This window comes from Methylophaga muralis (assembly GCF_001720165.1).
In the GTDB taxonomy this organism is placed as follows: Bacteria; Pseudomonadota; Gammaproteobacteria; order Nitrosococcales; family Methylophagaceae; genus Methylophaga; species Methylophaga muralis.
This window is the reverse complement of the sequence record NZ_MCRI01000001.1, coordinates 144,010-158,874: the sequence shown is the minus strand read 5'-3', so window position 1 is coordinate 158,874 and position 14,865 is coordinate 144,010. Positions and strand designations below refer to the sequence as shown.

12 protein-coding genes are annotated in these 14,865 nt (G+C 45.6%); all 12 read right to left on the bottom strand.

From position 1 onward, the window contains the following. Window positions 1-31: 31 nt before the first annotated feature. Window positions 32-1,468, bottom strand: coding sequence for an efflux transporter outer membrane subunit (locus tag A9E74_RS00760; protein WP_069294763.1), 1,437 nt, complete (start codon window positions 1,466-1,468; stop codon window positions 32-34). Next, window positions 1,465-4,611 carry an efflux RND transporter permease subunit gene (locus A9E74_RS00755; protein WP_069294762.1) on the bottom strand — a complete coding sequence of 1,049 codons (3,147 nt, stop codon included), beginning with the start codon at window positions 4,609-4,611 and terminating at the stop codon, window positions 1,465-1,467. The genes A9E74_RS00760 and A9E74_RS00755 overlap by 4 nt, the downstream gene beginning before the upstream one ends. A gap of 1 nt (window position 4,612) precedes the next feature. After that, window positions 4,613-4,816 (bottom strand): permuted SH3 domain-containing protein, encoded by a 204-nt coding sequence (locus A9E74_RS14600; protein ID WP_483819043.1) that lies wholly within the window; start codon window positions 4,814-4,816, stop codon window positions 4,613-4,615. Continuing rightward, entirely contained in the window at window positions 4,813-5,790 is a 978-nt protein-coding gene (locus A9E74_RS00750; RefSeq protein WP_245651987.1) for an efflux RND transporter periplasmic adaptor subunit, read from the bottom strand. Before A9E74_RS00750 ends, A9E74_RS14600 begins: the two co-directional genes overlap by 4 nt. Before the next feature lie 3 nt (window positions 5,791-5,793). Continuing rightward, window positions 5,794-6,414 (bottom strand): TetR/AcrR family transcriptional regulator, encoded by a 621-nt coding sequence (locus tag A9E74_RS00745; protein WP_069294761.1) that lies wholly within the window; start codon window positions 6,412-6,414, stop codon window positions 5,794-5,796. A gap of 108 nt (window positions 6,415-6,522) precedes the next feature. Further along, window positions 6,523-7,779, bottom strand: coding sequence for a DUF2254 domain-containing protein (locus A9E74_RS00740; RefSeq protein WP_069294760.1), 1,257 nt, complete (start codon window positions 7,777-7,779; stop codon window positions 6,523-6,525). 123 nt (window positions 7,780-7,902) lie between these two features. After that, window positions 7,903-8,247 carry an iron-sulfur cluster insertion protein ErpA gene (gene erpA, locus A9E74_RS00735; protein ID WP_069294759.1) on the bottom strand — a complete coding sequence of 115 codons (345 nt, stop codon included), beginning with the start codon at window positions 8,245-8,247 and terminating at the stop codon, window positions 7,903-7,905. A gap of 152 nt (window positions 8,248-8,399) precedes the next feature. Next, complete coding sequence (locus tag A9E74_RS00730) at window positions 8,400-8,837, bottom strand: bactofilin family protein (RefSeq protein WP_069294758.1); 438 nt, start codon at window positions 8,835-8,837, stop codon at window positions 8,400-8,402. Window positions 8,838-8,845: 8 nt separating this feature from the next. Beyond that, complete coding sequence (locus A9E74_RS00725; RefSeq protein ID WP_069294757.1) at window positions 8,846-9,550, bottom strand: DUF6776 family protein; 705 nt, start codon at window positions 9,548-9,550, stop codon at window positions 8,846-8,848. Further along, window positions 9,550-10,578, bottom strand: a complete 1,029-nt coding sequence (gene argC / locus A9E74_RS00720; RefSeq protein WP_069294756.1) for an N-acetyl-gamma-glutamyl-phosphate reductase — start codon at window positions 10,576-10,578, stop codon at window positions 9,550-9,552. Before argC ends, A9E74_RS00725 begins: the two co-directional genes overlap by 1 nt. A gap of 54 nt (window positions 10,579-10,632) precedes the next feature. Further along, window positions 10,633-13,266: a class I adenylate cyclase gene (locus tag A9E74_RS00715; RefSeq protein WP_069294755.1), complete on the bottom strand. Its 2,634-nt coding sequence runs from the start codon at window positions 13,264-13,266 to the stop codon at window positions 10,633-10,635. 14 nt (window positions 13,267-13,280) lie between these two features. Further along, window positions 13,281-14,846, bottom strand: coding sequence for a bifunctional phosphoribosylaminoimidazolecarboxamide formyltransferase/IMP cyclohydrolase (purH, locus tag A9E74_RS00710; protein ID WP_069294754.1), 1,566 nt, complete (start codon window positions 14,844-14,846; stop codon window positions 13,281-13,283). Window positions 14,847-14,865 lie beyond the last annotated feature (19 nt).

The following is a 14,865-nucleotide window of genomic DNA, read 5'->3' as shown; positions in this document are numbered from 1 at the left end:
ACGATAAACGGTTCTTTAAACCAACTCTTTTTCAGGGTGTTGCCTGTTCAATCACTTCACCAGAGTAGGCTTTCAAGCCCCCGCCCAATGCTTTGTAAAGTGTTAATTGATTTCGCAGTCGAGCCAGCTGGGTATCAATTTGAGCTAATTGAGCATCAATGTGACTGCGTTGGGCATCCAGTACTTCCAGATAGCTGTCGACACCGGCGTCATAGCGAATTTCAGCCAGTTCCAGACTGCGGCCAGTGGCTTTGGTTAAATCTTGTTGTGCTGTAAGCTGCGCATCAAGTGTGACCCTTGCCTGCATTTCATCCAACACTTCTTTGAAAGCTTGCTGGATAGTTTCCTGATAACGGGCGATATTAATATCTTTTTGCAATTCAGCCACATCAAGATTGGCATCATTTACACCCCAATCAAGTAGCGGTAGGGATAATTGAGGCGAAATCTGCCAGAGACGATTACCTGTGTTAGTTAAGTCTGAAGGTGATGAGCCGCCCAAACCCAGCGAACTCGTCAGGCTTATTCGTGGGAAAAAGGCTGCTCTGGCCGCACCGATGTTGGCATTGGCTGCTTTAACCTGGTGTTCCGCCTGCATCACATCGGGCCTGGCCAGCAATACTTCAGAAGATAGATTTACCGGCAGATCTTGCAGTGTGTGCTCATCATCATTCCATTTCGCCGTCCATTGCTGGCGGTCCAATGTCTGGCCGACTAATAATTCCAGAGCGGTAAAGTTCTGATTAGCCTGTTGTTGATATAAAGACTCTGCAATACGTGCTTCATGCAAAGCGGTTTCAGCTTGTCGTAAAGCAAGCTCAGAAGCTAAACCTGATTCAAAACGCTTGTTAATCAATTCATAACTTTCCTCGCGGGCTTCACGAGTGGAGCGGGAGAATTCTAACTGGGCAATGGTAGCTTGCCAGCTGAACCAGGCATCGGCTACTTCAGAAACCAGGGTTAATTGAATGCTTTTTCGACTGGCTTCACTGGCAAGGAATTGTTCCAAAGCGGCTTGTTGCAAGCTGTCAATTCGGCCGAAAAAGTCGATTTCCCATGCCGAAATACCTACTCCGATCTGATACTCATCGTAGACTCCACTGCCGCCCAGACCAGTAGTATTTAAACTTTCCGGTACACGTTGACGGGTAGCACTGGCGTTGGCATTTAAAGCAGGTAACAGCTCTGCCCGCTGGATTTTATACTGTGCCCGCAGTTGCTCAACCTGCAACACCGTAGCGCGAAGGTTGCGGTTATTTTCCAGTGACAAAGCAATTAATTGTTGTAATTGTTTGTCCTGATAAAATTCCTGCCAGCCGGTATCCGCAGCTAAAGAAGCATCGACAATCGATTCACTGCTTTCCAGCATCACAGGATTTGCCGGACGTTGATATTCAGGAATCATTGAGCACGCGCTAAGCATGGCTGACAATGTCATTACAGAAATCAGTTTCAATTTGGCATTCATGCCGATTCTCCTTGAGAAACCTGCTGTTTGGCAGGCGTTTTACCAGTCATTTTGCTGGCTAATGTAAAGACCATCACAAAAAACATTGGAACAAAGAATATTGCCAGGCCTGTTGCGGTCACCATGCCACCAAACACGGCGGTACCAATGGCATTTTGACTTGCTGAACCAGCACCGGTACTGATCATGAGCGGTGTAACGCCTAACATAAAGGTTAAGGCTGTCATCGCAATTGGGCGTAAACGCATGCGTACCGCCTCCAATGTGGCATCCACCAGAGACAAACCGTCCTCATACAAGGTTTTGGCAAACTCAACAATCAGAATGGCATTTCGAGAAGAAAGACCTATCGTCGTTAACAGGCCAACCTGAAAATACACGTCATTTGACAACTCGCGACCAATCGCAAATAGCACCGCCCCGATGATACCCAACGGCACCACCAGCATTACTGAGAAGGGTACGGTCCAGCTTTCATAAAGTGCTGCCAGACATAAAAATACCACCAGTATTGAAAGCCCATAAAGCAGTGGTGCTTGGTTGCCGGATTGTTTTTCCTGGAATGAAATACCAGTCCATTCATAACCGATACCGTCTGGCAGCTGACTTATCAACTCTTCCATTGCCAGCATCGCATCGCCAGAGCTCACGCCGGGAGCGCCTTCACCTTGAATATTGCGAGAGGATACTCCGTTGTATCGTTCGAGTCTTGGAGAGCCGTCAATCCAACGACCACTGGTGACGGCGGATAACGGCACCATTTCGCCAATACTATTGCGAACATACCAGTTGCCAACATCTTCCGGCATCATCCGAAATGGCGCATCACCTTGAATATAAACCCTTTTGACCCGTTGGTTATCAATAAAATCATTGACATAACTCGGCGCCCAGACACTGCTGAAAGTACGATTGATTTCCGCTAATGACACGCCAAATGCAGCCGCCTTTTCATGATCGATATCAATCTTGAATTGGGGAGTGTCTTCTTGTCCGTTCGGGCGCACACCCATTAAACGAGGATCCTGTGAAGCCATGCCCAGTAATTGATTACGGGCATTCATCAACGCATCATGTCCTACACCACCAACATCTTTTAAATGGAGGTTAAAGCCGCTTGCAGTGCCAAGTTCAATTATCGGTGGCGGAACGAAAGGAAATGCCATGGCATCCTTTATTTGACTGAAAAAGCCCATCGCCCGACCAGCAACTTGTTGGACATGTTGCTCAGGATTTGGGCGCTCAGACCAATCTTTCATATTGACGAACGCGATACCATTATTTTGACCGCGGCCAGCGAAGCTGAAACCAATGACGGAGAACACCGATTCGACATTATCTGCCTCTTCATCGAGGAAAAAATCTTCAATCTGGTTCATGACTTCCATCGATCGTTCTTTAGAAGCATTTGCTGGTAAGGTCATTTGATTAAACAAAATGCCTTGATCTTCTTCAGGCAAAAAGGCTCCTGGCAATTTGGTGAACAGATAAGCCAATAAACCCACAATGACTAAGTAAAGCAGGGCATACCGGCCCATTCTGGCAAGAATGTGTCGTACACTGCTTTGATAACCGTTACTCAGCTTGTCAAAGCCACGATTAAACAGGCCGAAAAAGCCGCGTTTCTGATAATGCTCAGGATCAACTGGTTTTAATAATGTGGCACATAATGCCGGCGTTAACGTTAATGCCACTAACACCGATAATGCCATGGCGGAAACAACGGTAATGGAGAATTGCCGGTAGATAACGCCGGTTGATCCGCCAAAGAAAGCCATGGGTATAAACACGGCCGAAACTACCAGGGCAATCCCGACCAGAGCACCGGTAATCTGTCCCATAGATTTACGCGTGGCTTCACGTGGTGACAAGCCATCTTCATGCATGACCCGTTCTACGTTTTCCACGACGACGATGGCATCATCCACCAATAAACCAATCGCCAACACCATGCCAAACATGGTTAAGGTGTTTATCGAAAAGCCAAAGGCATAGAGAATGGCGAAGGTACCCAGCAATACTACCGGTACGGCAATCGTTGGTATCAACGTGGCACGCAGGTTTTGTAAAAACAGATACATCACCAGAAAAACCAGAATAATGGCTTCAATCAGCGTTTTTACAACACTTTCGATTGAAAGTTTTACAAATGGTGTGGTGTCATATGGATAAACCGTTTCTAATCCTTGAGGAAAGAACGGCTCTAATTCGGCAAGACGATCCCGAACGCCTTGAGCCGTATCCAACGCATTGGCACCGGAGGCCAGAGTTATGGCCAGTCCTGTCGCTGTTTGACGGTTATATTCGGTTTCAAACTGATAGTTTTCACCGCCCAGTTCGACTCGTGCAATATCGCCCATGCGGATCTGCGAGCCATCCTCATTGACGCGCAATAAAATATTGCGAAATTGTTCCGGTGTTTCTAGCTGTGTCTGCACAATCAAACTTGCACTGATTTGCTGGCCAGGGATGGCTGGAGCACCACCTAATTCACCAGCAGCAATCTGCACGTTTTGTGCCTGAATAGCGCTGACCACATCATCGCTGGTCAAATTATAATGCGCCATGCTGTCAGCATTCAGCCATATGCGCATTGCGTATTGAGAACCGAAGATCTGAATTTGACCAACACCATTTACTCGGCTTAGTGGCTCTTGAATAGTACCGCCAACAAAATCGGCAATATCATATTTGTCCATCCGACCGTCAGTTGAAACAAAACCGATGACCATCATAAAGCCCAATCCCGCTTTATTTACCCGAATGCCTTGTTGTTGAACAATAGTCGGTAATAAAGGCATAGCTGATTGCAGCTTATTTTGTACTTGAACCTGGGCAATATCAGGATCAGTACCCGGTTCAAAAGTGATATTAATTTCACCGACACCACTGGAGTCACTGGTGGACGACATGTAAAGCATGTTATCCAGACCGGTCATATTTTGTTCGATGACCTGAGTGACAGTATTTTCTAGTGTCTGGGCGGCAGCACCGGGGTATTCCACTCGAATATTAATCGATGGGGGAGCAACTTCTGGATATTGTGAAATTGGCAATTCCAGTATCGCTAACAAACCTGCCAACATGATAAGGAGTGAGATGACCCAGGCAAATACTGGGCGGTCTATAAAAAACCTTGCCATTTTAGGACTCCGTTCCGTTGTTCATTGGGGTTTGCTGTTCGTTATTGTCAATTTCGACCGTTGCTTCGGGAGCAATTTTCTGCAGGCCACTGACAATCAAACGATCACCTTCAGCTAGTCCCTCATCGACCAACCAATATTGGCCCACTTCACGGCGAATTTTCAGTTGACGTGGTTCGACCTGATTATTGTCATTGACGATCATGGCAGAAGCATTACCTTCCCGATCAAATGACACACCTCGTTGTGGCACCAGCAGTGCATTATCAATAGACGCTTCTTCCATATCCGCACGTACAAACATTCCCGGCAGCAATAAGCCTCGGGGTTTGGAAACAAGGCACGAATCACGATGCTGCCGGTCGATTCCTGCACATTTACTTCAGAAAATTGCAGCTCGCCACTGTGCTCATATTGACTGTTGTCTTCTAATGTCAGTGTGACAGTTGGGGCTGCCGCATTATCAATTTTGTTTTCTATCAATTGTTTACGCAGACTCAGCAACCTTTTTGAGGGCTGGGCAATATCAACATAGATGGGATCAATTTGCACAATAGTGGCTAATAGATCTGCTTGTTGTGCGGTGACCAAAGCACCTTCGGTCACATTAGAACGTCCGATGCGACCACTAATGGGAGCATTCACTTTGGTATAGCGAAGATTGATTTGTGCCGTTTCAATATTGGCTTTGGCAACAGCAACTTCCGCCTGTGATTGCAAGAAAGCCGCTAATGCATCATCGTAATCTTGTTGGCTAATCGCTTTATTGTCGATCAAACCTTTAAAGCGTTCTTCACGTGCTTTAGTGGACTGCAGGTTCGCTTCAGCTCTGGCCAATTCAGCCCTCGCCATTTGCAATGCTGCCTGAAAAGGCGCGGCATCTATTTGGTAGAGCTGTTGTCCAGCTTCAACATCAGCACCTTCTTCAAACAAGCGTTTTTCGATAATGCCATTCACTTGGGGACGCACTTCCGCCTGACGAAATGCAATGGTTCGAGCTGGCAATTCAGTGGTCAAGGTGACGGGCTGTTTGATTAAGGTCACCACATTCACTTTTGCAGGTGGCGGAGCACTATTTGTATCTTGAGTAGTGTTTGACTCAGATTGACATGCCACTAATCCGAGCACTAACAAACCACTTAAAGTTAACTGTTTAATAAAAAGGTTAAAACTTGGCATGTATTACTCCTGAGGGAATTGTCCGTTTGTATTTTTCGAAGCTGGGCCTGCAATAGCATCCCAGCTAGCATCAATGATGTGGGTGAGTTGTTCGCTATCGACTTTGATAATGTCCAATAAGTGCTGACGAGCAAGATACAGATAAGGTTCAATACTAAAACTGATCAAAATATCGTCAGGTAAGTTTTTGATTTTCTGGGTTTTACGGCCCTGTTCAAACAAATGTTTAAGAGGCTGAAGCCCATCCCACGCATGGCTGTGTTGGCTGCGTAATACATCTGGAGGCAAATGATCAAATTGTGCTTTGCAATGAGTGATGCAAGAATTTTCGATACAAAATTGCCAAATATTGAAACAGATGTGTTGATACTGTTGTTTAAGAGGTAACTGTGGATCATGCCCTTCAAGAGAGGCTTTGACGAAATCATTGATGATTTGGGTGTTTAATTCCCGAATAAGATCTTCTCGATCTTTGAAATATAAATAAATCGTTCCAGTTGCAACACCGGCCTCTTCAGCCAGTTGTTTAATAGAAAATCCATGAAAACCATATTTAGCAAGCAGCTTTATCGTTGCACAAAAAATGGCTTCGCGTTTATCGGGTGACGGTTTGGCTGGTGACATAGATGACTTATTATGAATGAACGTTCATTCATAATATACTTGATCTAAGTTAAGGTAAAGTTAACGCAAGCAAAAATTACCTATGAAACTAAGCTGAAAAGTGGATAGTCAGCGAATTAATTCATCATAAATGGTTTGTAGACGTTGCTTATCAGCTTCGATCAGAGAGGAGTTTTCTGTTCGTTGTTGCATCAGCTGCAGATGACGGGAAACCTCTGCACCAAATACCTCGGAATCAATATAAGCTAGAGCAGCTAACGCTTTTTGTAAGCGTAATTGGACTTCAATCATGTCGGCTCCATCACGTTCAATGGGCATAAAAATATCATCAAATAAATCGCTGAGATGGAGTTCTGGAACCAGTACATTCGGGTAGATTATTTGCTCATCTTTACCCGTAAATCTGCAATCTTTCCAAGGAACTAAGATACGCAGTCCTCGATTAATCACATCGATTGCTGTGCCGGGATCATTCACTGCTGGTGACAGAGCTCTGGAAGCGATTTCAGCTAAAACGGATAAGCCGAAGCGGGGATCCTGATCAAATGAACGTTCTTTTCCAAGCGTGATGGCTTTACAAACGGCGCTATGAATCTCATCGCTCACCTTTTTTCGGATCCAAGCGATAGGTTTCGCGGGATGAACAAATTCGCCCGGTAATGCCATTACACCGATTTCTGTCTGATGATGTTTGGCGCACTCATTTAATGCACCGACATCGACATGTCTTACATAGCCAATAGTATCCCCGTAAATTGCTTCAGCATTATCAGGAATAGTATTTTCGGTCAGTCTTTGAGCTCCGAGGGTTGGATGTTTGATACGTTGAGTAATGGTTTCTGCTGCTGCATTCTCGACGCGTTCTGTGGTCTCACCTACACGGCCAAGCTGAGAGAGATGTTCTATCCAACGCAAAATAGTGATGACAACCAAAATAATCACGCCGATGGTAACAACAAACAAAATTAAGCGACCATTCTCACCATATTGTTCGGTGCTTAAGGCAATGATACCGACCAGACTGTATAAAAATGAGCCGATGAAAGTGGCTAAAACATTTTGAGTGGTGGTGTCCTGTTGCACTAATTTAGTAGCGCGCGGTGTCACGCTACTGCTTGCTGCTGTGTAGGCAGCCACCATGACACTCAATGAAAATGTCGTAACAGCTAACATGCTGGACGCCAGAATATCGAGAATCTGGCCAACAGAATCAGCGCCGACACTAAATGGAAACGGGTTCTCGATAATATGTTGTGCAGGTATAGCAATCAGGGCTGTGACCACAGCCAACAGGGCAAATAATGAAGCTCGGATCCACAATGTTCGGGTAAGTTGAGAAAGCAACCATTGCCACTTTGAGAGCATTTTTAGATCCTTGAGTTAACGTTTAAGGCCCACTATCAATTAGCGATACCTTTTTAGCAGACATAAAAAAACCACTTTACCGCTAAGCGGCAAAGTGGTTTTTTGTACTACATATTGTGTGAACTATGGAGAGAAGGAAGAACCACAACCACACGTTGTAGTGGCATTCGGGTTACGAATCACAAATTGTGAGCCTTCAACACCATCGGTGTAATCGATTTCAGCACCGACTAAATATTGATAGCTGGCCGGATCAATCAGTAATGTCACACCAGATTTTTCAACTTCTGTGTCACCTTCACTGACTTCTTCTTCAAACGTAAAACCATATTGAAACCCGGAGCAACCACCGCCAGTGATAAATACGCGCAGTTTTAATTGATCATTACCTTCTTCAGCAATAAGCTCACTGACTTTTGCTGCGGCTGAATCGGTGAAAAGAACTGGACTTGGCATTTCGCTAGTCATGTTTTACTCCGTATGTATCGAGGATTGTTTATTTATTATCCAATTCTGACTAAATTAGTCAAGTATTATGGTTTTTTTTATCTTTTATCGCCACTTAAATTGTGACTGAAAAATAGTATCAAGCAGTTGAGTTGATTAAAGATAAATAGAGCCTAAGATTTTTGTTCAAGGTTCAAATTAGGATCGGTTGGGGTATGGTCCAAGTTTAAGTCGGATTGTTCTGCTTCACCTACATGAATCAGTTGTCCATTTACCTCACTACCCATAGCGACTTCTAACAACTTGTAAAACACATTGCCGTTGATACGAGCTTTTGCGGCAAGTTCAACATGTTCGGAAGAGTAAATATGGCCTTTCACATCGCCGTTAATTAGTTGAAAAGGAACTCTGATTTCGCCTTCTATGCGGCCTTTTTCACTCAGCGTTAATAACGCTGCTTCACCTTCATCAGCGGTAATGTTTCCGGTGATGACGCCATCAATTCTTAATCCGCCACTGAAATGAATATCACCTTTAATATGTGTGTTTTCACCGATTAATGTGTCAATTCGAGCGGCTTTGCGATGTTTTTGCTTTTTGCTGTTGAACATGAATTACCTCATTGCCCGATTGACGAATCTATTTGCCAATCAAAGCTACGTGAAATTAAGACTTTATCTTTCTGGCGCAAATCGACGCTGATTTGCTCCGGCTCAGGGAGTTCGGTCAAATTAAATACGCCTTCAATAACCTGGACATGGCGCAGATTCAGCGGATGTTCAGTCACATTCAGTTCAATGGCTTTGGCTTTTTCGCCTTCACCTTCAATATTTTGCAAACGGATAAGGATTTCGCCGGTAATCGGTTCACTAATATTCTTGCCTTGCGTAATGACCAGGCGGTAGCGTAATTGCTCCGGGTTTTCTGAATCAGGGCGTAACTGCAAATCGCGGATCTGCAGTTCGCTGCTGCTGTTGCCCTGAGTAATGTTTTGATAGAAAAGCAGTTCTTTGTCGAGATCAATGACTTTCTTCTGCAATTGTTCCAGCCGATTTTGTAATTGCTGTGCCGTTGCCTGATGCATAGCTTTAACTTGTTGCTGGTTTTGCATTAATTCCGCCTGCTGCATCAGTTGTACTTTCATTGAGGCAAGCTGTTCGGTCATCTGTTTATTTTGTTCAAGCAACCGGGCTTTATCGCCACTGTCATGATTAAACCAATACCATTGGATTAGTCCGGTGATGACGATTGCTACTACAATCCAGAAGATAATCCGTAAAGGACGTTTCGGTTGAATAACATAATTATCCAATGGCGAAGTCATCAGGGGAGTGTCGCAATTTGATTAATGCCGGCACGTTCATCAAGACCAAACATGATATTCATGTTTTGAATGGCCTGTCCGGAAGCCCCTTTAACCAGGTTATCAATTACCGATAACACTACAACCGTATCGGCATTTTCGGGTTGATGTACAGCGATTCTGCAGACATTAGCACCGCGCACACTACGTGTTTCAGGATGCGAACCGGCAGGCATCACATCGACAAAAGGTTCATCGGCGAACCGTTGTTCAAACAGGTCTTGTAAATCAGTTGCTTTCAGCAATTGCCCATACAACGTGGCATGAATGCCCCGAATCATCGGGGTTAAATGCGGCACAAAGGTCAGGCCGACGTCGGAGCCATTCATCTGGTTCAGGCCCTGCCGAATTTCAGGTAAATGACGATGACCGGCAACGGCATAAGCTTTCATATTCTCACTGGCTTCAGTCAACATGGTGCCAATACTGGCTTTACGTCCGGCACCGCTGACGCCTGATTTGGCATCGGCTATCAAATGTTTGGCATCGATGAGTCCAGCTTCCAATAACGGCATATAACCTAACTGGACAGCTGTTGGATAACAGCCGGCAACCGCAACTAATTGTGCATCACGAATTTTTTCACGATTAAGTTCAGGCAGGCCATATACCGCAAGCTCGGCTAGATGCGGGCAGGTATGAGGTGTTGCATACCACTTCTCCCACAACTCGATATTTTTCAGCCGGAAATCAGCTGACAAATCAATCACCCTAACGGCACGCTCGATTAAAGCCGGCACACTCGCCATTGCCACAGTATGGGGCGTGGCAAAGAACACCACATCACAGGCAGCTAAAGCATCGTCATCTGGCACCGTGAAACAAATATCAACATGACCACGCAGATTGGGATACATGTCGCTCACCGGCATACCCGCTTCGCTACGAGAGGTGATAACTTCCAGAGAGACGTGCGGATGTACCGCTAACAACCGGAGCAATTCGACACCGGTATAACCCGTGCCACCGACAATTCCTACTTTAATCATACCCATTCTTTAATGTTGGTCAGGTGCCACATCATAAAAGAGCTGCGGCGAAATCTAAAGCTTTACCGTATTAAACTGTTGCTCTAATTCGTATTTTCGATTCAGAAAAAACAAACTGGAATAAGGCGCCTTAGGCACAAACTGTAACTTATCAATAAAATAAAACGCCGGTTTATGACCATTTTGTTGTTGAAATAATTCAGCGAGGATGGTGCTTAACTGCGGATCACCCAGATCAGTTTTCACTACCTGCGAATTTATTTTTAATGCCAGTTGAGCACCGGTTATTTGCCAGATAACCGATAAGCTTGCCGAAGCAGGGCGCAGCGGTTTAATGGCATTTATCTGCCAACGCTGCTGTTGTTTCAACAGCTGATAACAATCACAACGTATCACCGTTTCAGCAACGCTATTATTAATAAACAGTTTCAGTTGCGCCAAAATCAGCGATTCCGTAACTGGCGGATGCGTAAATTGCTGCAAACGCCCGAGTTCATCAACTATATAAACCTCGGTGGTGTCGGTCTGGCGGTAAGCAAATAAACTGACAATTTGTTGCTGTTGATATAACAGTAACGAGTTAAGCAGATTGTCAGTATCAAGATAGCTATCTACCCGGCTTGGCAGGTAAAGTTTTTGTTCCTCTGCAAGCGCCTGATTAAGCGTTTTTCCAGCGGCGAATGGTTTTATCTGTAATGCATCATCGTGCCATTGGATCTGTAATAAACGATCACCATGTGTCAGCAAATAGCGACCCTGCTGAGGATGATATTGATAATGCGTTAATACCGCCTCAAACAGCGCTTGCAGTCGTTTGTTAATGGCCTGACCAAAAAATCCAGTGGCACACCAGCATAAAATATGGCTGCTCAATTGTGTTGCCGGTTGCCATTTGAGTGTCTGGCTTAATCCTTCAGCGACGGCATTAACCCCCTCAAAACGATAGTGATGCCATTGTCCCCAACTACTAAAAATCAACAGATCCAGGCTGTTCACCAGATTTTGTCGGCTGGAGGTATAACTCAAGGGGTCATTGTTCAGACTCGCCAACTGTACCGCGGCGGTTTGTTGAATATCGTTGCCAGTGGTTTGTAGATTAGCGAACAACATTAATTGTTCTGCTTTAGCTGGCTGCTGAAACGCTTCGCTCCTTACCTCGTTCTGAGTTAGTGGCAAGGGGGATTTCAATAAAGTCTGGGTCAATTCCAACACTAGGTTGATATTTATCTGATGTTTTTGATCGGCCACTCTCAACCAGCTGCGGGTGGTGAGAATATTGCTGCGTACCGCCCAAGCCAGCAGATGCACCAGAGATTTATGCTGATTAAGGCCAACCTGTTTCGCATCGCTCAGTGGGATAGAACTAAGTATCCAATAGGATTGCTCAACGTAACGATAAAGATACAGTTGCTCTGGCCCATTGGGCATCTGCAGCGCTGCCGGTAATTGTTCGATAACGGAATCTGTATTGTCGAGAGTAAGGGCGAGTAATTTCTCCAGCTCATCAAGTTGATCTGCGGCACTGGCTAAATGCTGTTTGGCAAATTGCTGCAAATCCGACAGAAAACGTTGCAATTTAGGCAACAGATCTGACCACCACTGCTGACGTTGCGGGTAGCTCCAACTGGCGCGGCTATCTTCAATTTTTAATGTGTCAGCTGACCAGCTCCAGTTGGTATAAATCTTTTGCAGACTAAAGCGCCGCCAGGAAAATTGAGGATGATGAACCTGTTGTGACAAACGTTCTCCGCATAGCGCATAAAAAGCTTGTCGGGCAATTTGTTGATCGCCGAGTGCTGCAAACTGCTCTATCTCGGCTAGCTTTAGACCAGCTGGTTCCACCCGCATACTATCGGTTTCGCCTAGTTCAACCTGCTGTTTATAGCGCTCGGCTAAAGGTATGACATTGGGCCATAGCGATAATTGATTTTGTAAAAAAACTAAATCCAGCAATGCGGTGGCATCACCTTGCAAGCTTTTTTTTAAAACCTGACAAGCATCATTGAACAACGCTTGTGCTTCGACAGATGAGTCAAAACCAAAGTCCAGCAGGCTGATTTGGGTTAAGCCGCGTTGTGATAATAAACGTTCGGCAATTTGCGGGTAGGAGAGTTGTTCTTCACTAGTGATCAACCACCAAAGCGGCGCACTGCCAGCGATACAAAGTCCATGAAGGTAAAACTGTTGTCTTTCAGTGGTGGAAAGTGCTTCGTTGCGGCATTGTGTTTCATCAAGCAGCCGGCATCGTAGAGTGATGCCTAATGTAGCCACCCACTGAGTGATGACCTCAACTTTGTTTTGTAATAGCGCCAGCTGGTCGGGTTTTAAGGTCGCGTGATGCACCAGCCATAAATCAAAACTGGCCGGTTCCGGATAGCGAATTTGCCCAGCTGGATTAAGCAGATAAACACCGCGTAAAGCATAACGGCGTAGCGCCTTGCGCCGATGAATAAAATTTCGATTCAGATTGATAGCACTGTGCAGTGCTTCATTATCAGGTTGGTAATCCATAATGCCTGCCGGACAGTCATCACTGATATACCCCGGCAGCAGTTTATGATTAATATGAAACAACAATGGCAGCAGACGATAAAACATCGCCTGCTTGGGTGGCGCCAGCTCTATTAAACGACTGATTCTGGCGCGGTTATGTGCCTGAAATACGCGAAGAGCCTGGGCGCGATCCACAAGGCGCTCAATACTTAGTGGCGGAAATGCCGCATGCCGGTAAATACCATCGCAATGCCATGCTCATTTGCAGCAGCAATGACTTCATCATCCCGCATCGAACCACCGGGTTGGATTACCGCGCTAATTCCAGCTTCGGCAGCAGCATCCAAACCATCACGGAACGGGAAAAAGGCATCTGATGCCATCACCGCACCGGGAACCGTTAATCCAGCATCGTTAGCTTTGATGCCAGCTATACGACTGCTGACCACACGACTCATCTGGCCGGCACCAATACCGACGGTTTGCTGGTTTTTGGCATAAACAATCGCGTTGGATTTCACAAATTTAGCGACGCGCCAGGCAAACAACAGATCAGCCAGTTGTTCTTGGGTGGGTTGCAGTTCAGTGACCACTTTTAATTCAGCCTCAGTGACAATCTGAATATCGCGGTCCTGCACCAGCAATCCACCAGTCACACGTTTGAAATCAAAATCAGTGGCCGGAGTGGATGGAAAATCGCCACTGCACAGCAAACGTACATTGGCTTTGCCAGCGACCACGGCTTTGGCGGCATCACTGATTTTTGGGGCGATAATCACTTCGACAAACTGGCGATCAATAATGGCTTGTGCGGTTTTGCCATCCAGCTCACGGTTAAAGGCAATAATGCCGCCAAACGCAGAGGTGGGATCGGTTTGATAGGCTAGATCATAAGCTGTCAGCAAATCATCAGCTGTGGCGACACCACAAGGATTAGCATGTTTAACAATGACACAGGCCGGTTTGTCGTTAAAGACTTTGACACATTCCAATGCAGCATCAGTATCGGCAATATTGTTATAAGACAATTCTTTGCCCTGTAGCTGAATGGCTGCACCAATTGAACCTGTCTCAGCGTGTTTTTCCACATAAAAAGCGGCTTTTTGATGCGGGTTTTCACCATAACGCATGGCTTGTTTAAGCTGGAACTGACTATTAAATGTGCGTGGGAATGCGGCTTTACTTTTATCAGCCTGGATAGTGCCAAGATAATTGGCAATCGCACCATCGTAATGTGCCGTGTGTTCAAAGGTTTTCAAAGCCAGATCAAAACGGGTGTGCTCATCGGTTCCACCTTGCGATTGAATCTGTTCAATGACTCGCGAGTAATCAGCCGGATCCACAACAACCGTTACATCAGCATGATTTTTAGCTGCCGCACGTAACATGGTCGGCCCACCAATATCGATGTTTTCAATGGCGTCTTCCAGCGGGCAGTCTTCACGCGCTACAGTCGCTTCAAACGGATACAAGTTCACCACCACTAAATCAATCGGTGCGATGTCATGCTGTTGCATGATGTTGTCATCTTTTCCGCGACGCCCCAGCAGGCCACCATGAATTTTCGGATGTAATGTTTTGATGCGGCCATCCATCATTTCCGGGAAACCGGTATGTTCGGAGACTTCTTTAACCTTCAAACCGGCTTCGCTGAGCAATTTAGCGGTGCCGCCGGTAGAGAGTAATTCAACGTTTAATGCTTGTAATTGTTTGGCAAATTCAACGATGCCGGTTTTGTCAGAAACACTCAACAGTGCGCGTTTAATCGAGTTCATCAGGATTCCAGATTGAGAT